At 44.5% G+C, this 20954-nt stretch carries 11 protein-coding genes; 8 read left to right on the top strand and 3 right to left on the bottom strand.

What is annotated here, in order from left to right:
- Window positions 1-43 precede the first annotated feature (43 nt).
- The 3 genes from D9Y29_RS17835 to D9Y29_RS17825 form a co-directional block, all read right to left on the bottom strand.
- Window positions 44-3178 carry a metallophosphoesterase gene (locus D9Y29_RS17835; RefSeq protein ID WP_127130706.1) on the bottom strand — a complete coding sequence of 1045 codons (3135 nt, stop codon included), beginning with the start codon at window positions 3176-3178 and terminating at the stop codon, window positions 44-46.
- Window positions 3179-3726: 548 nt separating this feature from the next.
- Window positions 3727-5121, bottom strand: coding sequence for a RagB/SusD family nutrient uptake outer membrane protein (locus D9Y29_RS17830; RefSeq protein WP_127130704.1), 1395 nt, complete (start codon window positions 5119-5121; stop codon window positions 3727-3729).
- A 14-nt stretch (window positions 5122-5135) separates the two neighbouring features.
- Window positions 5136-8108, bottom strand: a complete 2973-nt coding sequence (locus D9Y29_RS17825; protein WP_127130702.1) for a SusC/RagA family TonB-linked outer membrane protein — start codon at window positions 8106-8108, stop codon at window positions 5136-5138.
- A 318-nt stretch (window positions 8109-8426) separates the two neighbouring features.
- On the opposite strand from D9Y29_RS17825, the gene D9Y29_RS17820 reads away from it, so the two are divergent.
- The 8 genes from D9Y29_RS17820 (at window position 8427) to D9Y29_RS17785 (ending at window position 20942) form a co-directional block, all read left to right on the top strand.
- Window positions 8427-8816: a DUF1801 domain-containing protein gene (locus tag D9Y29_RS17820; RefSeq protein ID WP_127130700.1), complete on the top strand. Its 390-nt coding sequence runs from the start codon at window positions 8427-8429 to the stop codon at window positions 8814-8816.
- A gap of 471 nt (window positions 8817-9287) precedes the next feature.
- A complete protein-coding gene (locus D9Y29_RS17815) occupies window positions 9288-9899 on the top strand; it encodes an RNA polymerase sigma-70 factor (RefSeq protein ID WP_164735461.1) in 612 nt (203 codons plus the stop codon).
- A 67-nt stretch (window positions 9900-9966) separates the two neighbouring features.
- Entirely contained in the window at window positions 9967-11220 is a 1254-nt protein-coding gene (locus D9Y29_RS17810) for a FecR domain-containing protein (protein ID WP_164735460.1), read from the top strand.
- Between the two features lie 213 nt (window positions 11221-11433).
- Entirely contained in the window at window positions 11434-15045 is a 3612-nt protein-coding gene (locus D9Y29_RS17805; RefSeq protein ID WP_127130694.1) for a SusC/RagA family TonB-linked outer membrane protein, read from the top strand.
- 19 nt (window positions 15046-15064) lie between these two features.
- Window positions 15065-16483: a RagB/SusD family nutrient uptake outer membrane protein gene (locus tag D9Y29_RS17800; protein WP_127130692.1), complete on the top strand. Its 1419-nt coding sequence runs from the start codon at window positions 15065-15067 to the stop codon at window positions 16481-16483.
- Between the two features lie 26 nt (window positions 16484-16509).
- Window positions 16510-17439 (top strand): hypothetical protein, encoded by a 930-nt coding sequence (locus D9Y29_RS17795; RefSeq protein WP_127130690.1) that lies wholly within the window; start codon window positions 16510-16512, stop codon window positions 17437-17439.
- Window positions 17440-17663: 224 nt separating this feature from the next.
- Complete coding sequence (locus D9Y29_RS17790; RefSeq protein ID WP_127130688.1) at window positions 17664-18593, top strand: ABC transporter ATP-binding protein; 930 nt, start codon at window positions 17664-17666, stop codon at window positions 18591-18593.
- Between the two features lie 21 nt (window positions 18594-18614).
- The gene (locus tag D9Y29_RS17785) at window positions 18615-20942 is read left to right on the top strand and encodes a Gldg family protein (protein WP_127130686.1); all 2328 of its coding nucleotides are present in this window, start codon (window positions 18615-18617) and stop codon (window positions 20940-20942) included.
- The last annotated feature ends 12 nt before the right edge of the window (window positions 20943-20954 follow it).

The raw sequence follows: 20954 nt of genomic DNA, 5'->3' as shown, positions 1-20954 counted from the left end.
ACTCTTTGGCATAACTTAATTTAAGGAAATATAGTAAAAATTATTAGTCTCTATCTTTTGAGCGCTTTAGTAAAAGAACTTTCTTTGTTTTTTCAAAGCTTTGCTCGAATTTTTTTAGATCCATTTCAGGATTAATATGAAGGTTGACTTCTCTTATCTTTTCCCTTAGGAATGCAATCATTCTGTCATCATCGTAGCATTTGAATAACAACAAATAAAATAGCTTTATTTGAATAGACGATTTTATAATTGTCATTTTTGAAATAGAAATTAGCTCATCAATTTTAGATTTGTGTTTTTTGAAATCAATATCTAACAACAAACAATATAATATAAATAGCTTGTACTGGTTTACTCTAAAATTCTTTTTAAGTTCATCTATTCTCGAAAGTATTATAGTTTCAAGATTTATGTGTCCCATACTTTCATGAATAAATGTTTGGACGACGCTAGGTAAATAGTTGTTGAATAGTTGATAGATAATGTCAGGAGTTTCTGAATAACGCACTTCTTCTTGGTTTTCTCCATTTTTAATATTTTCCTCCAACTCCTCGATTAATAGAAATCCTATATTACAACTCGATTCAATAATAAAATCAAAAATTTCAATTATGAATGCTTCATCTTTTACGTTTTCGATGTTCTTGAACACTCTTCCATTGATAAACAGAAATCTTTCTAGTATATCAAATCTTTTTATGCTTACATCATAAATTTTCTTTGAACGAACCTCAACCGTCTTCCCTGGGTCTGCTTGGACTTCATCAAAGAAATCATCTTTTTCTTCTTCGGTTAATGGCGCCATTCCATTTGATTCAATAGATGCAAGCGTTCTGCTCATATCTAATGTTTGCTTCCCTTCAATTACAGACTGCAATCTTAGATCCAGTTCGCCATGCATCCTTTGGTTGAGTTCATTTAAAATACATCTTGTTTTTCCATAGATTTTATTTAGTAATTCTTTATTTTCGGCCTCACTTCGAAGAAACCCACTGTAAATCTCAAACTCATTTTTGAATGACAAATAGATGTTGTCATCATCGATTATCTGGTTTAGAAATTCTCTATTTTCGATGAAATAGAATGCAAGAAAATATTCAAATACTCCATTTAGCCTAAATGTAATGTAGTCGTCATCATTTTTTTTCAAAACACCACGATCTAAGAGGTAATTAATAATCTCAGAAGTTTTACCAACTCTCTTGGGATTTGCTTTCATGAAGGTGTCTACAAAAGTTGTGAAATCTGCATAATAAATTGAGTAGTTTTTGTCACTAAGTTCTATTAATAGTTTGTGTGCTAATTCTGATAATAATATTTTATAGTTTTGGTAGGAGAACCGGTTTTCAGGGTCACTTGCCAACCGATTACGATCCAAAAGATCATCAATATATAGATCAATTAGCTCTGAGTTGTTGTTAAAGTTAAGTGTGTTTTTTCCTGAAAAAATCCAAAGAAATATGGAGATTGTCCAGTAGTTAAAAGGCATACTATGTTGCTTTAATACTTCAATTATTTTATCAACAAATGCCTCTCGCTTGTTTTCTGGGATACTTGGCCATTTATATGTCAACTTTCTAATTTCCGACCTTGATATGTCATGTATAAATAGAGGCTCATATCCATCAATTCCGTAATCGATTTTTTCTAAGCTTCGCGCAATTGTTTGATCAGTTACGATCACATATTTGCAATTTGAATATTCAGTAATAAACTTGTTTAAGATTTCGTTTTGTTTTTTTGCTGTAGGATCAAAATTGTCTATTAGGAGTCGGATTTTATATTTAGTAAGTATTGTTTTAGCTCCCTCATATGAAGTTTCAAGGAATCTGGAAAGTAGTTTAATAAAGTCTATTGTTGAACCAGATCGAGCATAATCAGAAAGATTAATATAAATGGGTATTTCCGAAGATTGACTAAACTCTTTTAGTAAATCAATGTTCAACTTGTACAACAATGATGTTTTGCCGGTTTTGTCTTTTCCAAATATTAGGTAGTTCTTTCTTTCAAAAAGCACCCGAAATGGTAACTTTTTATTAGGGATGACATAGTTGTCTACTTCAAAGTTGGGATTAGTTCTCAAAACAGGATCGATAAATAGATCCAAGAAGCCACTCTGTGAAAGCTTATCTTTGGAGTGCACAAATAATTCATTTGCCATCTCTATTACTTCTTCCGTACGTTTCCGAATAACTTTAAACAATTTGAATTGATTTCGCTTTTCTTCATTCACCGGAAGTATGTAAGATTGCTTAGGTAGAGAAAAGAAGAAACGTTCTTCAAAGTCATACGATTTTCGATCTATCTTTATTTCAAGTTCATCCAGATCAATTTCTATGATACAAAACCCAATTTTCCCGTCCTCTTTTTTTGTAAATGATGCGTGCGCGTATGAACAAAAAATTCCCTCATTTTGAATTAGCCTTAGGCTATCTTCCCTTTTATGTAAATGTCCGGAAAGCATAATATTGAACTCTGAGTAAATTATATCTTCAAGTTCTGACTTATTAAATTCTCTCAAGAAATATAAAGGATGGTGAAGTAGTAGTATTTTTAAAGCGACGTTTTTTTCTTTTAGTTCTTTGACTGCTTTTTCCAATTCACTCTTTGGGAAAAATAAATTCGATGCATCATCATCTCCTGTTGAGCACCAAGCAGTGTTTATGCAAGCAAATCCAATTTTTTTATTGCCAATTTCTCTTGTATGTGTAGAGTAAAGCGGTCCTATTTTTGAGATTTCTAACTCTTCTCCTTTTTGGTATATTTTCTTTTCAAACAGAAAATAATTTTCGGTTGGCTTACAACTAAGCCCCAATTCGTCTTTTTTATTATTCTCGACGATTTTAGTTAAGTCTTCTCCCTTTCTTGACGCTCTTATAAAATCTTTTACTGGTATGCTTACATCTTTTCTATTTACGTCATGATTTCCAGGACATAATATTATGTTTCTTCCAAGTACATTAGTGGCTGATGCAACCTTTACTAAAAATGAATTGTAAGCAGAAATGAAATCATTCTTATTTTCTCCTGAGAAAACTAGATCTCCTGTAAATAGAATGAAATCAATATTTTTCTCATTTTTCAAATTTTCGACAAGTTTGTCAATAAGTAAGTCCTGAGCGGCTATATCTTTCTTTGAGTTCTTGAAATGGAAATCTGAAATGTGTAATATTTTCATGGGAAAGGTTATTAATGCAATAAATCAATGTATTAAAAGTTGTTTTCACTTACAAAATGAGTTTGATAAATCGAGAAATATTGCCTTATGTCAATTCATTTGTAGAGTTTTCGTAGATTTGAATATGTTATAGGCAAGTTAGCGAGTAATTATTGATTGCCTTTTGCCAAAAGCCCAGGTGTCAAATTCGGTGCACCAACCCATCTTGTCGAACCTAACATATTGAAAATAAAAGCGTCCAGGGACCCGGTTCATTTCCCTCCCTCACCGCAAAGAAAAGGTTCATAAAACGAAAGTTTTGTGAGCCTTTTTAGTTTTATAAAATTCTCAAATACGCTTCAGGTTGAAGAGGAGCCGGATCAAGGGATCAAGTTGAAAAATTTAGGGTCTATTTTTTCGCCCCCAAAATTCCAGTAAGAAAAACTTGATGCAAAGTTTAAGTGCATTGCCTGGTAGTAATTATTCAATTCATACAACCTAAATGAAAGAAGGGTGCCATTATAGACACCCTTCTTTTAGCCTGGCATAAATTTTATCTTATTACCTTATCAGTTGCAGGGATACTTTGAATCCCAATCCACTTCAGACAACAATCGGGGGAACTCAGTCCAAACCTGGTGTCCTGAGTTGTCTTTAGGTAATGTACTCAACCGGTCATATCGGCGCATATCGAACCAGCGATGTCCTTCCATGAACAGTCCATAGCGGCGTTGGTTCAGCAGTTCATCCAACACGGCAGCTGATGTTACTGCACCTGCATAATCATTCAGTCCGGCTGCGTCCCTTACAATATTCAGAACACGCACTGCTTCATCCAGATCGTTGGACTGTATGGCCGCTTCCGCTTTCATCAGCAACAACTCTTCATTACGGATGATGCCTACCGGCGAAGAAATCGTTTCAAACATCTGTACTTCATATTGCATCAGTGGAAATCCTGTTGGAGCCAGTGGATTAGTTCTTTGCTTCACTTTGGCTGTGCCATCCTTTTTGTTTTTAGGTACACCGAAAACACGTTTATCACCAGCTTCAGCTTCAGGCACAAAATTAACCTGCACCAGTGTGGTTGTATTTGTAGCGTTTTCGTTTTGAAAAAATGGATTGGTAGCATCATTGGCTGTTGTAGAATAGGTGAATTTCGGACCTGCATCCATAGATCCGGTCTCATTGATGAAAGACTCGTTCAATGCACTGCTCATGCCTGCCCAATCTTTCTGGTACATGGCAACGCGGGCGGCTACAGCACGGTTGAATTTCCCGAATTTATCAGGAGTTTCAAACCCGGCCCACCCTGTAGTCATAGGGAATGGAAATGTAGTGCTACCTGTTTTCAATGCCGCATTACCATCTTCCACCAATTGTTTAACATAGGCCAATGATTGCTCATAAGTGCTGAAACAGCCTGGCCTCAACATATCGCCGGGCACACGGAGATCAGTAAAGGAAGTGCGGATACCTTTGGAGTAAGCCATATTCGCAGCATTGAGCATAACGTAGGCCTGTACGGTTTTTACAAACCCTTTCACCGCAAGTTTTTCAGCATCGGAAAGTGCAGAGGACTTCTCTGCAGATTGGTGAAGGATTTCGGCACGGCGGCGGGTTTGGCTGGCAGCGCTGTACCAGGTCATCATCAAACCACCCGGATCGATGGGTTTGCTGCCCTGAAGTTCTTCATGGAAGCGGCTTTCTGTGGAAGCATAATAAACAACTTCCCTGCCTATACAACCGCTCCAGGTATAATTTGCGGAAAGGCCGTTACGCATTACAGACTGCACTCCAACTCCAAGCTGATTGATCTGTTCTCTGGAAGCATTGTTCAATACGGTTTCAACAGCCGGATAATTCGGGTCGGTGACCAGTTCGGTTTTGGTACAACCTTTCAACAGCAAGCCTGCTGCAAAAAATGTTGCCAGTGATATGCTGAACTTATTATTTATTCTCATGATAGCAATAGTGTTTAAAATTCAAAATTTAAGTGGAAGAAGAATCGGCGTACAGCAGGGTGGGGTGCCAGGTCAACGCCGGTGGATAAAGCGCCGCCTGCGTTGCTGGTATTGAAGTTGGAAGCTTCGGGATCATACCCATAGTAATCAGTGATCAGAAGCAGATTTGATCCTGAGATACCTACACGAACGCGCTCAGGTCCTTTTTTCAAAATGCTCTTCAGCGCAGATTCGGGAATAGTATAATAAAGAGATGCTTCTCTCAGGCGAATGAAGCTGGCATCAAAAATGAAATTACTGATTACCTCTGCCTGTCTTTCCCTGCCAATAACATCCTCTTTTCCTGGCTGGCTGTAATCATGTGTAGTACCACCTTCATCTTTCAGCAATTTGGTGAGTGAGGCATTATGTCCACCCTGGCTGGTATGCCAGAACATACCGAACTCGAATCCTTTTCCAAATCGCACAGTGTTTCCCCAGCTCATCTGGAATTTCGGTTGTGCCTCTTTGTAAGGAACAAGCGTCTTGTTTTCATCAGGACCATACCACAGAGTAGGAGATTGACCCTGCACCAGGCGTTTCCTTCCATAACTACCAAACCCTGAACTACCAACAAATGCAGGCGGAACATCCAGGCGGGTAATAAGCGATTTGTTAAACCACCATTGAATGTTGGTAGACCATTCAATATCTTTCCTCCTGATGATAGCAGCATTGAGACCCAATTCAACACCTTTGTTTTCCATATCTCCCACAGGGAAAACTGAAAGGCTGCTAACACCTGTTCCTGCCGACAGTGTGAACGGGAAAAGGAAGTCCTGGATCTTCTTCTTATAATAGGTGGCTTCCAGCACAACACGGTTGCCAAAAAGACCCAGATCAAAACCGAACTCCAGCTCGGTTGCCCTTTCAGGTTCCAGGCGGCTTAGTCCAAGGGTTACCGGTGCAGCCACACCCAGCTGTCCACCATAGTTTATCGGAGACATGCGTGAATAAGCTCCGTTGAAAGTGGGGAATCCGGAAGTTTGTCCATATGCGATACGCGGCTTCAACATCGTTACAGGAGCCACATTCCAGAAAGCAAAATTGGTGAGATTAACAGCCAGTGAAGCTCTGGGAAAATAGAACCATTTGTCGAAATTCAAACCTGCCAATGTGGATTTATCGGCCCTTACACCTACACGGCCGATCACTTTATCGTCCCAGTTGATATCCTGGCTGAGGTCAAGCGCCACTACCGCTTCTTTTTCTACCAGGCTTTCAGTAATCACACGCTGACCTGTGCTGGGGTTACGTTGACCACCGAGCAATCCATCACCCTGGATCCAGGAAATATCACGGCGCTGATCATCACGTAATACCACAGCGCTGGTGGTGAGATCGATATTCTTTCCAACATTCACATTGTATGCCAATGATGTTTGGAGATAGGTATAAAATATTTTATTGAGTGAGTAACGTGTAGCTCCTTTCAAACTATTGCCAGACTGGAACTGCATGTCTTCCGGCATATATGCCCTTGGCTCGGAAAGAATAAAATCGATACCGCTTCTGAATCCGAGCTTCAGGGAGGATCTTTCCTTACGCAGGAGCCATACGTTCATTTCACCTGAATACAGGAAACGGTTGGTCCTTTCCCTGTTCTCTGCCCTGTCTACCACTTCGAAAGGATTTTGACCGGTATTGGGAGACTCAGGATACTTACCATCTGCCGTTTTGTTCAGGTTAATGAAATTAGGAATATGGGCAATGGAATAAGCCAGTGCCACTCCATTATTGTCGTTACCGGCAAAACCGCGGCTGGTATTGGTGTTCAGATAATTGGTACTAAGTTTAAGATCGATGAAATCAGTAAGCTTATGGTCCAGGTTGAGACGGATGCTATGACGTTTGTATCCTGTATGTTTCTGGATGCCTGTTTCGCTTTGCATTGATCCTGCAATGAGGAACCTGGTTTTATCAGTTCCGCCGGATACAGTGGCATTGGTATTACTGATTAAGCCTGTATTACCCCAGATCAGTTTTTCATAGTCCCAGGTTTGTCCGTTGGCGGCACGGAACAATTCCAGAGTTCTATCCTTACTCAACGCATAACTTCCGTTGTCCGCATCAAAGTTGTTGATCTTTTCCTCAGTCCAGTTTTCTGAACCCAGTAACTTCAATGCGCGGCTCATACCAACGTCCTGAGAAACATTGATCCTCGTTTTACCTGATTTACCGCGACGGGTAGTGATCACAATTACACCACCATTGGCGCGTGTACCATAGGCAGCGGCTGCTGAAGGTCCTTTCAGAATATCGATTGATTCGATATCACCGGGATTGATATCCGAGATCCTGTTAGGGGCCTGGTCTTCAGATCCTGCATTGGCGCCTACCGCACCACTGAACGAATTCGTTCCTGCACCCGAAGGCAACTGACTGTTGTTTACGATGATACCATCGATCACATATAACGGTTCTGAAGAACCGATAACTGTAGATACGCCCCGAAGACGGATAGACATACCTCCACCCGGAGCACCAGTATTGGCTGCAATTACAGCTCCTGATACTTTACCGTTCATAGCGGCATCCAATGTGGGAGGACGTGTGCTACCTGTAAGTTCTTTGGCACTCAGTCTTGTAACAGCATTTGCTGCGTTCCTTCTTTTGATACCGCCTGCCAGGCCGGTAACTACCACCTCACTTAAGTTGATGGCTTCTTCCGACAAAACAATGGTGAGGTCGGCAGCAGCAGCCACGGTGCGTGTGGTAAAGCCCACATAAGAAACTGTAAGCTTGTCTTTTGATGCTACTGTGATAGTGAAAGTTCCGTTAGAGGAGGTCTGAATGGAATTTCCGGCTTTATTGATTACTGTTGCGCCGGAGAGTGGTAAACCATTTTTGTCTGTTACTTTGCCCGTGATTGCTTCCTGGGCAAATGAAAGGAATGGGAATAAGAGGGCCAGTAGGAGCAGACTGACCCCTCGAGTCAATTTCATCATGTGTTAATTGTTTGGTTTTTTTTAACTTAAACCGCATAATTAACAATTAGTTTCTGCTCTGATTATATACTTAATGACGAACTAAACAAATACCAATCTGAATCATTGTAGTATCAACTTGTATTCCCGGCTACAAAACACCGGAAATGAAAATAACCCTTCTGAATGCGCAATTTCCATATGTTATGTCAAATGAAAAACATCTATGAGCGCCGGTTTGGAGCTGTTGACAGCTGTTGTGAATACTAATAGCACATTCACAATACAGTGCAATAATTATCTATCTTTATTTACCTGTTCACCAAAACTATCTTCTCCATGCAAGAAGACATACTCGCCTACAACAACAATCAAACAGCCACTGACAAAAAGATCTGCCAAAAACTTTCGAAAGAAATCCTCCAGCAAATGCAAGATGCTGAAAGCAAAATATGGCACCGTCATCCGGTTTGGTTTCTCGATGGAAATCCGATCGTCGGCTACAGCAAATTAAAAAATTGCATACGCCTCCTGTTCTGGAGCGGGCAGTCCTTTGAAGAAGAAGGATTACAACCGGAAGGAAGCTTCAAGGCTGCGGAGGCTCGCTATACTGATGTAAAACAGATCAACACAGATGACCTTCACCGATGGCTTCAAAAAGCCCGAGACATCCAATGGGACTATAAGAATATTGTTAAACGGAAAGGTGTGTTGGAAAGACTATTCTAGCAGTGGAACTCTCATCAAAAGAATGCTGGAGAATTTGATATCAAACTTAACGGTATGCTATACCTGCTTTCCGTTAACCTGTATATCGCAGAGCTTAAATTTACAGCATATCCTCTTTGTAGCCCACTCCATTAGGATTTTGGCCCTATCCTTCCATGTAAGAAATCAACTGGAGACGGTATCAAAAATTGCAGACCAATCTTTGCGAACTCTCGTAACTCCTTCAGTCTCCCATTCATTTATTCCCGGATACTCATCTTGCCTCAACCGCCGTTTCCGTAACACATACATCCATTGTACTATCAATTACAATTACGCACTGCATTGCAGCAATCATTCACTTGTATGAGAAATACAACAAGAAGCGTATGCAGGCTTCCTTTTTCCCAAAATTCCCCTCCCCATTGACTAATTTACTCCTCTTTTCAGACCATTTCATTTTTATCTTTTTACATTTGTTCCCACCAAACTTTGGAAACCAGCTACTCATCATACCAGGAAAATGAACTGATCGCAACCTTCCGCGCCGGCAATGAACAAGCTTTCGCGGAAGTGTACAAGCGCCTGTACAAGCGGGTTTACCTCTTCGCCAGCAAATACCTAACCCAACCAGCCGATGCACAGGACCTCACTGCCGAAACCTTTGTCCAGCTCTGGAACAGGCGTTCTGATTTCCATAATTTAGACGGCATCGCCGCCTTCCTCCACGTCACCGTACGCAATAAATGCTTCAACCTCCTCAAGCACCAGAACATGAAGGAGGACAAAAAAGAAGAACTGCTTCAGCTCTTGAATGAACAAAACACTGAAGACTTCTACCTGGAGCGTGTACAGTCCGAGCTCCTGCACCGCATTTACGCCGAAGTGGACAAACTTCCGCCTCGCATGCGCGAAATATTCCTCTTATCCTATCGTGAAGGACTTAAACCAGCGGAGATCGCAGCAAAACTACAACTCCGTGTCCAGACAGTCACCAACCAGCGCGTAAGCGCTGTCAGGCTTCTGCAGCAGGCGCTCCGACAAGATCCCCTGGCCATTATCCTGCTGGTCATGCTTACAGAAGGCACCGGACTCTTATCCTGAAAAAAAATCAAAAAAATGTAATGATCGGATGGTTGTTTTTGATCATCCGGTTGTAGAATATAATAGTATGACAACTGTTGAGCAGATAGCAGACATATTACTAAAGCATCTTCAGGGAACTTTATCCGATGCAGAACAGGAACAGCTCCGGCAATGGCTGTCTGTTTCCGCGCAACGTCGCCATTTCTTTGCGCAGCTGGATGATGAAGAAAAACTGCGTGAACAGCTGCTGCTTTTCATTCCGGAAACAGAAGCGTCAACAGAAGACGCCATCTTCGCAAAGATCAATGCTATCAGGCATCAGGAGGAAGAAGCATTGGTTGTTCCTCTACGGAAACGAGGCTGGATACGCTATGCAGCGGCTGCCGTAATATTAGTAGGAGCTGTCAGTTATTTCTGGATCACCGGCAGCAAAGACCAGCCTTCACAGGCTAAGCCCGCACTGGCCAAAACCGAGATCCTGCCTGGAACTACTGGGGCAGTGCTCACACTGGCAGACGGCAGACAGGTAATACTCGACAGCGCGGGCAATGGCCTCATCGCCACCGAAAGCGGAACAGCAGTGGTATTGGAAAACGGGAAACTTCTTTATGGTACCAATGATGAAGGAACCGGCAAGACATCTTTCAATACTATGACCACGCCCAAGGGAAGGCAATTCCAGCTAATCCTTCCCGACGGCACAAAAGTCTGGCTCAATGCCAACAGCTCTATCCGCTACCCTGTTGAATTTGCCGGCCACGAACGCAAAGTATACATAGCAGGCGAAGCATATTTTGAAGTGGCAAAAGATATGCGCAGACCATTTTTTGTAAATGTGAACAATCTCGCAGACGTTGAAGTGCTCGGAACAGAATTCAACGTGAATGCCTACGATAATGAAAAACTGATCCGCACAACACTCATCAATGGAAGTGTGCGCGTAGCGGCTCTCGAGGCAGAACCCCGTACAGACGGGCGTTTGAACGAACTGATCTTAAAACCAGGACAAGAAGCGCAGGTAATAAATGTAACAGCCGCTCAAAAACAAAACCAGCGCAGGAACGCAGTTACCTTATCAGATGAAGTGGATATCGAAAAAGTCACCGCCTGGAAAAATGGTTACTTCAATTTCGAGAATGCCGATTTAGGTGAAGTGATGAGACAGCTCGAACGCTGGTACGATATAGAAGTTGTATACGAGAATAGTATACCTGATATTGATTTTGTGGGAGAGATCGGCAGGAATTTCCCGCTCAAAGATGTTCTCGATTTCCTGCAACGTGCAGAAGTTTCTTTCCGCCTGGAAGAAGGCAGGAGACTGGTGGTGCTCAATAAATAAAAACCTTACCCATATTCGAATAGTTCATCACCCGATTGAATAAAAAACCGCCACGGGTGCATCCGTGACGGCAAATGATTTCAGTCGGTCATAAATGGCTTTGCATTCACATTTACTAACAACCAAACCACTTTGCAATTTATGCAAAAAAACTGCTATTGGCTACCGGACAGGTTCAAAGAAATCCGGCGGCGCACAAAAACCATGCTGGTTATGAGATTGACTACTTTGTTACTGACTGCGGCCATCTTACAGGCCAACGCTTCAGGTCTCGCCCAAACCGTGACCGTATCAGGGAAGAACATCCCCCTGAAAAAACTCTTTTCCACTATCAAACAGCAGACGGGCTACGTGATCTTCAGCAATGCCATTGCATTCAAAGATGCTCACGGTTTCACGCTTTCTGTACGCGACATGCCACTGCGCACACTGCTGGATTCCATCACAAACGACCTGAACCTCACGTATGTGATCAAGGAAAAGACCATCGTACTAAGCCGTAAAACAACAAGCCCGGTAACCATTGATCCGGTGATCGCAGCGGCTTTCATTCCTCCTGCAAAAGTTTCAGGTGTGGTACGCAATTCAGATGGAGAACCGCTTGTTGGTGCTTCTATTTCCCTGAAAGGCCAGACGGTTGGTAAAGTAACTGGCTCCAAAGGTGACTTCAGTCTCAGCTCACTCCCTGAAAATGCTGTACTCATCGTAAGCATGCTGGGCTACGAACCACTGGAGATCAGCATCCGTAAACTAAATGACGGATATACTGCCGTTCTTGCAAACGCAGCGCTCAACAAAGGTTCTATCAAAGTAAGCTCCGGTAATAATGTAATCATCGATATCACATTGATGTCGAGAGAAACAAAAATGAATGATGTGGTGATCACAGGTTACATGACCATCGATAAAAACAAATATGTAGGCGCCGTTACCACCGTTGATCCGGAAAAGATCAAAGTAGCGGGTGAAGTTAGTATCGATCAGATGCTGCAGGGACATGTACCCGGTATGCTGGTGACTGTACCCTCCGGACAAGTAGGCTCCACGCCAAAGATCAGGGTGCGGGGCACTTCCACCATTCTCGGTAACCAGGAACCGCTCTGGGTGGTGGATGGTGTGATCCAGCGCGATCCCCTCCCCATGCCCAATGGAAGCGGCTCTCTCGCCGGTGATATGGGAGAGCTGAGGCTTATCGCTTCCAATGCCATTTCCTGGCTCAACCCTAACGACATTGAATCGATCACGGTATTGAAAGATGCCTCGGCAACTGCTATCTATGGTTCACAGGCCGCCAATGGTGTGATCGTACTCACTACCAAAAAGCCAAAGCCCGGACAAATGGCCGTGAACTACACCGGCAGCTACACTGTTGGTCAACGCCCACGTTACTCCATGTATGATCTCATGAACTCACAGGAACTGATGCAGTTCTCCAAAGAAGTGTATGAAGCCCGCGACAGCTATACTTACGAAGTACTGCCAATCGGTTACGGAGGTCTGATCCAAAAACTCCAAAACAAAGAGATCGATCAGGCTACCCTCGAGAAAGAATACAGGAAAATGGAATCGATGAATACAGACTGGTTCGATCTTCTCTTCCGTAATGCTTTCAGCCAGAACCATAGTATCAGCCTTTCAGGCGGTACCGAAAAACTCAGCAACAGAACAGCCTTCAATGTACAACAACAAAAAGGCGAAGCCATCGGTAACGACCTGCTGACATTCTCCGCCACATCCAATACCACCGCTCGTTTCAACGATAGACTTACCATCAACCTCCTGTTGAATGGAACAGTTCGTGAAGCCGACGGTTTTGCTTACGGAGTAGATCCATTCGAGTACGCTTACAACACTTCCCGAACAATCCCCATGTACAATGATGATGGCACACTTGCCTACCATTACAAAAGAGGAAATAGCAGTAATTCATTGCCAAGCAAATTCTTCTATAATTACAATATCCAGAATGAGCTGAACAACACAAATAATAACAACAATACGAAATCATTATCATCTACCGTTGATGCAAGATTGAAGATCACGAAAGACCTGCAGTACCAGGGCCTCTTCTCTTACAATATCGCAGCTACAGATGTGAAGTCGTATGCCACTGAGCTTTCTTATTATATCACGCAGCACAGAGGGTACGAATTCGGTTCTGTGTTGAGCAACTCTCCACAGGAGCTGGCCAGCGCACTGCCTTTCGGAGGACTGGTGCAATTGCAGTCGAGCACCAACAGGGGCTATACATTGCGCAACAGCCTTGTGTACAACAAGGTGTTCAATGATAAGCACGCAGTCACTGCACAGCTCGGAACTGAAGCCAGGTCTACCATTACGGAAGGAAGTGCGAATACCCGTTATGGCTACCTCCGTTACCGCGGAGAACAGTTCGCTCCCGTTCCTTTAGCCCCGGTGTCCAATGGAAACGGAACTGCAACGCCGCTTCATGAAGCCATGCGCCAGAATTCATCCATCGTGAATACCGAGCTCAACTACCTGAGTGAATATTTTTCAGGTGTATATGCTTTTGACCAGCGCTATATCTTCAACGTGAATGCACGCCTGGACGCCAGTAACCGTTTTGGTCAGGACAAGAACAAACGTTTCCAGCCTACCTGGTCTATCGGTGGTAAATGGAGGATCGGTAACGAACCTTTCCTCAGTAGCCTCCACTGGCTCAACAGTTTCGACCTTTCTGCATCTTATGGGTACCAGGGAAATACTGTGGAAGCTGTAAGTCCATACCTCATCGCAACGGATGGTGGCTTGAGTACGCTCTTCAAACAATACACGCTTTCCATCAAATCACTTCCTTACCTGGAACTGGGATGGGAAAAAACGAAATCCTGGAATTTCGGTCTTGATTTCTCTTTCCTCAGCGGCAGGCTGAATGCCACACTCAATTATTACAAAAAGACCAGCAATGTTCTTGCATCCAGGGAAGTGCCTGTTGAGAATGGTATGAACTCCGCCACAGTGTTCGGTTCTGAGATGGAGAACAAGGGATATGACCTCATCGTGAACGTGGTGCCTGTGCGTACCAAAGATTTCACCTGGCAGTTCTCTGTGAACACAGGATTGGCCAGGAATACACTCAAGGAAAACCAGCGTATCAATACCAGGGCTGATTTTCTCACTGGCCAGGCCATTGTGAACGGACAATCGTATTCCACTTTCTATTCCTATTCATATAAAGGATTGAATCCTTCTACCGGAAGACCCGAATTCAATAAAATGGATATCAAGCTTACTGCCAACGACCTGGACTACCTGGTGAAAAGCGGTAAGCTGGAGCCGGACTTCAGCGGAGGTTTCAATACTTCTGTTCGCTGGAAGAGCTTTTCATTCAGTGCACAGTTTGCCATGGCATTCGGAGCGCAAAAGCGCTTACCTGTTTTCTACAACAACAGTGGGGCGCCAACACCTGAACAGAATGTACCGAGATTACTGAATGATCGCTGGAAACAGCCGGGAGACGAGGCTTTCACAAATATCCCTTCTGTTCCTGCAGGTAATCCGAACAGGCTTTATGTGAACCTGCCTACAACTGTTCCCGTGAATATTTCAGCTTATGAAATGTACAATAATTCTGACCTGCGTGTAGCTGATGTTGATTTTATCCGTTGCCGCCAGATTTCATTGGCATATGATCTGCCACAGTCCCTGGTGAAGAAGATCCATTCAAAACGTTTGAATGTAGGCTTCAGTCTGGCTAATCCCTTCCTGGTATCATTCGATGATAAGTGGAATGGATACGATCCTGAAACCGGAGGCTGGCCTGCTAGAAGGACTGCATCATTGTCAATTAACCTGGCGCTCTAAACATTAATGATCGATCACAATGAAAAAGAAACTTTTCTATATAACTGCCATACTGGGAGCAACGCTTTTCGGAAGTTGTTCCAAATTCCTCGAAGAGAAATCGCAGAGCGAAGTGATCCCGAAAACAACTGTCGATTTCAGGGAACTACTCATGGGATCAGGTTATTATCCTGCACAGGAACCTGCCGACTTCCTGTATTTCATGGATGATGATGTGGAGTTCAATTCCACCTATGATAATGGATCGGCAGTGGGAAGCTCCACGGCCAGGATGTATTACCCAACTTTTTCCTGGCAGCCATCATTTGTTGACTTCAACGGATTGGGAGATCCTGTAGCACAGGACCCTGGTACTACCGGATACGCTACTTACTACAACTGGATCAAAGGTTGTAATGCCGTGCTAGATTATATCGATGAGGCCATCGGAACACAGGCGGAACGCGACCGGGTAAAAGCGGAAGCATTGGCTGTACGTGCGCTCTATTACTGGCGGCTCGTGAACCTTTACGGAGATCCATACAATGCCAACCCCAATGGACTGGCTGTTCCGCTGAAGCTTAACTCCACTATCGATGAGCAATACTCGAAGCGGGCTACAGTGAAGGAAGTATACGACGTGATCGTGCGGGATCTCAAAGAAGCGGCCCGCCTGATGGATCCGCTGCCTGTTGTTCGCACAGATTATCATATCAATCAGCCGGCCATTCATATCCTGCTTTCACGTGTATATCTCTTTATGGAAAACTGGGAAGGTAGTGTAGCTGAGGCCGATAAAGCCTTCGAACAGGGAAGCCGCCTCTGGGATATGACGCAGCTCACTGCCGCTTACCTGCACAATTATACCAACCCGGAAGTGGAGTGGTTGTACGGTGGCAGCACACAGCCTGATCAATCCACCTATATCCCTTCCAATCATTTGCTGGGTATGTTCGATGAGAACGATGCACGCCGTAAATATGGATTTGGTCTGAGTAACCAAAATGCCAATTATGTACTGGTTACCAAACTTGCTACAGGCGTTGATCTCAGGCAGAGCATCCGTACCTCCGAAGCTACCCTTAACAAGGCGGAGGCGAATGTGCAGCTCAATAAGCTTACCGAAGCAATGAATGATCTCAACGCATTGCGCAGGTACCGCATCCCCAACTATGCGGATGAGAATATTACAGACAAGTCACTGTTACTGCAAGCTATCCGCGATGAACGCAGAAAAGAATTCTGCTATGAACTATTCCGCTGGTTCGATCTCCGCCGTTACGGAATGCCTTCCATTTCCCATGTATACAGGCATGAGCCCGGTCAACCGGATCAGACCTACATACTGAAAGAGAAGGACCCTATGTACGTGTTGCCCTTCCCCAATAGCCTGCTGATCCGTAATCCGGCGCTGGAACAGAACCCCTCCGCACAAATGGGAGAAAGGCCAGGTAATTGATTTACTAACGCTTAACATTATTCGAAATGAAAAATATATTCATAGCCGGATCACTTGCTGCCATGCTTTTCGCTTCCTGCAAAAAGGATAAAGCCATCGGTCCGCCTGTAGAAATAAAACCAGACTATGTATTGCCCCAGGGCAATGCATCCACAACAGATAACAACAGGATCCAACAGCTTTTCAATACCTATGGTTCCTATTTCCTTTATGTATACACGCAGAAAGATTTCGAATGGACACAAGCCACAAGTACGGGCAATTCCAGGATCGATACAGCCGTACTTCCCCATCCGCAGTATGTAGGCCAGATGATCGACTTCCTCGATGATGTGTGGCTGAAGTTCCTGCCGGATGCATTCAAAAAGAAGGGTGGCATCCCTTATCGGGTATTCCTGGCCGATAGTATCAGGCAATACAGGACCGGCTATCCGCCAGGTATGGAATATCTCTATTCAGACATCAAGGTATCTGGTAAAGCCATCGGATTTGCCGGCGCAAACTCCGGACTGGCTGTAATGACGCCCGCACAGAAGTTGACAAAGAAGAATGCCATTACTACTGCAGTCTGGAATTATTACCTCGGCAATAATATCATTGAGATCCCTGCTGCCTTTTACAATGTGAGCAACTATGCAGCGGCAGCGCCCACAACTCCTTTGAACGCGTTGAATCCTGCCAATGTGGAGGCTTACCGTCAGAAGGGTTTCCTGCCGAGCTCTTACAATACAGTAACGCAGGCTCCTTTTGAATGGCATAACGGCGCCTATTCCTGGACCAACGCAAAAACGAATGATATCAACTCATTCATTTTTAACCTGACCCAGCGTACAGATGCACAGATGTCTTCTTATCTCACTTATCCGCTGATCAAAGAGAAGTGGGATATCCTCGTGAATCACTTTCAGACAAAATATGGTATCGATGTGCGTGCAATAGGCAACGCTGCGTACTAACTGCAATTCACCGGCTGTTACATTGAGCCGGAGTGCTGCCAGTCGCTCGCCTCCCGGCGAGTGACTACTGTTCCGTCGCCTCCGGCGACACAGTGTTCGCCGGAGGCGAACAAATAAAAGTCACTCGCCGGGAGGCGAGCGACTGGCGGCACTCCGCTTTAAATAAAAAATTGTAAGCGAAAGCTTACCCAGGCATCTTTTTCCCAAAAACTAAAGTTGAATGAATGGAAAATCCCATTGTTAAAGTAGAAAACCTGAGTCACCGCTACACCGCGCAGTGGGCTATCAGGGATATAAATTTCGAGATCCGCGATAAAGGCGTTGTAGGTCTGCTGGGATCCAATGGTGCAGGGAAGTCTACCACCATGAACATCATCTGTGGTGTGCTCAAGCAAACCAAAGGAGATGTGTTCATCAATGGCATCAACCTGAAAGACAAACCGGTGGAGGCGAAGCGCAATATCGGCTTCATGCCCCAGAAACTCCCGCTGCACCTGGATTTTACCGTGGAAGAATACCTCACTTACTGCGCCGATCTCCGCATGATCGATAAGCACAAAGTGAAAGAGATGGTAGGTGCTGCCGCAGAAAGATGCGGGGTGGCGCATTTCCGTGGCCGACTGCTTCGCAACCTCTCCGGTGGTTACCAGCAACGCGTAGGCATCGCCCAGGCCATTGTACACAATCCCAAATTTGTGGTATTGGATGAACCTACCAATGGCCTCGATCCCAACCAGATCCTGGAAGTGCGTAACCTTATCAAGGAAATCTCGCAGGACAGGTCCGTTTTGCTTTCCACGCATATCCTCACGGAAGTTCAGGCAACCTGCCAGGATATCAAGATGATCGAAGAAGGCAAGATCGTGTTTGCCGGCACCATCGAGATGTTCGACAACTACATCGAACCCAATTCACTTATCCTTAGCCTGGATATACCACCCCTGCAGGATGAGCTCCTGAAACTCGATGGCGTTAAGTCTGTAGAACAAATGGCTTCTTACAAATTCAGACTGGGATATGATGGCGATAAACGTACTGCGCAAAAAATCGCGGCTGCCAGCGTGAACAATGGCTGGGGCCTCATGGAAATGATGATCGAAAAAAGTTCACTCGATGCTGTGTTCGCCAGCCTGTCGAAGAAAAATCCAAATTAGAAAACTGATAAAAAGAAATAAATGAGACGGATTTTAAAGATCGCGAAAGCAGAATTGTTCACCCTGTTCTATTCACCCATTGCCTGGATGATCCTGATCGTATTTGCATTCCAGACAGGAATGACATTTGCTGAACTGCTGCAGGGTGTAGTACGCGCGCAGGATACCGGCTTCGGTAACTCATTCATCACTGCCGGACTTTTCGGCGGTCAGTTCGGACTACTCAACAAGGTGCAGGAATACCTTTACCTCTACATGCCACTGCTCACCATGGGTCTCATGAGCCGCGAGCTCAGCAGCGGCTCCATCAAACTGCTTTATTCCTCACCTGTTACCAGCACGCAGATCATCCTCGGCAAATTCAAAGCCATGATGGGTTTCAGTCTCATACTGATGATCCCCTTGTTCATCTACACCATCATCAGTGGAATAACGGTGGAGAATTTCGACCTGCCCAATGTCATCTCAGGATTGCTCGGCATCTATTTACTGATGTGTGCTTACTCGGCTATCGGCCTCTTCATGAGCTCACTCACTTCTTACCAGGTGGTGGCAGCGCTTGGAACCCTGGTTGTACTGGCAACACTGAGCTATATGAACAAGGTTTGGCAGGACATTGCTTTCGTGCGCGATCTCACGTACTGGCTGAGCATTTCAGGCCGCACCACAGAAATGATCAATGGTCTCATCAATAGCGAAGATGTGCTTTACTTCTTCATTGTAGTGAGCATGTTCCTGATGCTGAGCATCCTCAAACTACAGGCCAACCGAACACATGCGTCTTTCTCGGTAGTGTGGGGCAAATACTGCGGCGTGGTGCTGGCAACGGTATTGCTCGGGTATATTACTTCCAGACCAGTGCTGATGGGCTACTATGATACTACTGCCACCAAACGAAATACGCTTACGCCGAAAAGCCAGGATGTGATGAGTAAACTCGAAGGAGGACTCACCATCACTACCTACGTGAACCTGTTGGACCGCGAGTATTATCACGCCATCCCCAGTAAAGTGAACGAAGACCTCGAACGATTCAAACAGTATATCCGCTTCAAGCCGGAAACAAAAATGAAGTATGTATACTACTATGATACTCCAAGCAACAATCCCTGGGTTGAAAACCGCTTCCCTAAAATGACACTGGCCGAACAAGCCAAAGCCGTGGCGGATATGCGCGACCTCGATGTGGATATCTTCATGCCGCCCGCAGAACTGAAGAAGACAATCGATCTCACGGATGAAGGGAACACATTCGTGCGCCTCGTGGAAAGAGAGAATGGTCAGAAAGCATGGCTCCGTATTTATGACGACTTCCTTAAATTCCCCGGCGAAGCAGAAGTGACTTCAGTATTCAAGCGCATGGTGATGAAACTGCCAAGGATCGGATTCCTCGGCGGACATGGAGAGCGCATCATCACCGGCGACAAGATCAAGGATTATTCGCTCTTCGCTTCCGCCAAAACCTTCCGCTATGCGCTCACCAACCAGGGCTGTGATGTGGAAACCCTCGACCTAAGCGGCAACAATGAGATCCCCAAAGAAATGGATGTGATCGTACTGGCCGACCTCAAGACCAGTCTTGATGCCGCCCAGCAACGCAAACTGGATGAATATATCGCCAAAGGCGGCAACCTGATCATTGCCACCGAGCCTGGTAATGTTGTGATGGATTCACTCTTGTCGCAATTTGGTGTAGGTACCATGCAGGGGCAGCTGGTGCAACCCAAGGAAGAAGTGCTGGCCAATATCGTACTCACCAGGCCAACCACTGAAGGCATCGCGCTTAATGAGCATTTCAAATTCCTCAATGAAAGAAGATTGTTCGTTGGTATGTCCGGTGCAGCCAGCCTGGTACAGACTGCCGATAGGGGATACAAGATCGAACCCATTCTTCGTACGGATTCCATCAAGCTCTATGCAGTACCCGATACTTTCGCTACCTGGAATGAAAAAGAGACTATCGATTTCATGAACGATTCACCCCGCGTGAACAATGCAATGGGTGAAGTGGTGAAACAACATATCACTGGCATGGCTGTTTCAAGAAAAGTGGGAGCGAAAGAGCAACGCATTATCATCCTCGGCGATGCAGACTGCATCAGCAACGGAGGCATGCGTCCACAAACAAGAAGATTCCAGACCTCCAACTTCACACTGATCCCGGGAATGTTCAACTGGTTGTCTTATGGCAATGTGCCTGTAGATGTGAGCAGGCCTCCTTCGAAAGACAATGAGATCGGGCTCACCAAGAATGGAGCCAAGAGGATCAAGTATTCATTGATGTGGGTGATCCCCGGTATTGTACTGGTGGCCAGCACCATCCTGCTGATCAGAAGAAAAAGGAAATAATTAAAACGAAGT

Source organism: Pseudoflavitalea rhizosphaerae, from assembly GCF_003991355.1.
In the GTDB taxonomy this organism is placed as follows: Bacteria; Bacteroidota; Bacteroidia; order Chitinophagales; family Chitinophagaceae; genus Pseudobacter; species Pseudobacter rhizosphaerae.
This window is presented reverse-complemented; position numbering and strand designations above follow the sequence as displayed.

Bases quoted from the DNA above. Each gene is read 5' to 3' on its own strand.
- D9Y29_RS17795 (WP_127130690.1), top strand. From the start codon at position 16,510: ATGAAAAATATATTCATAGCCGGATCACTTGCTGCCATGCTTTTCGCT.
- D9Y29_RS17820 (WP_127130700.1), top strand. From the start codon at position 8,427: ATGCAAGAAGACATACTCGCCTACAACAACAATCAAACAGCCACTGAC.
- D9Y29_RS17805 (WP_127130694.1), top strand. From the start codon at position 11,434: ATGAGATTGACTACTTTGTTACTGACTGCGGCCATCTTACAGGCCAAC.
- D9Y29_RS17835 (WP_127130706.1), bottom strand. From the start codon at position 3,178: ATGAAAATATTACACATTTCAGATTTCCATTTCAAGAACTCAAAGAAA.
- D9Y29_RS17800 (WP_127130692.1), top strand. From the start codon at position 15,065: ATGAAAAAGAAACTTTTCTATATAACTGCCATACTGGGAGCAACGCTT.
- D9Y29_RS17825 (WP_127130702.1), bottom strand. From the start codon at position 8,108: ATGATGAAATTGACTCGAGGGGTCAGTCTGCTCCTACTGGCCCTCTTA.
- D9Y29_RS17785 (WP_127130686.1), top strand. From the start codon at position 18,615: ATGAGACGGATTTTAAAGATCGCGAAAGCAGAATTGTTCACCCTGTTC.
- D9Y29_RS17790 (WP_127130688.1), top strand. From the start codon at position 17,664: ATGGAAAATCCCATTGTTAAAGTAGAAAACCTGAGTCACCGCTACACC.
- D9Y29_RS17810 (WP_164735460.1), top strand. From the start codon at position 9,967: ATGACAACTGTTGAGCAGATAGCAGACATATTACTAAAGCATCTTCAG.
- D9Y29_RS17830 (WP_127130704.1), bottom strand. From the start codon at position 5,121: ATGAGAATAAATAATAAGTTCAGCATATCACTGGCAACATTTTTTGCA.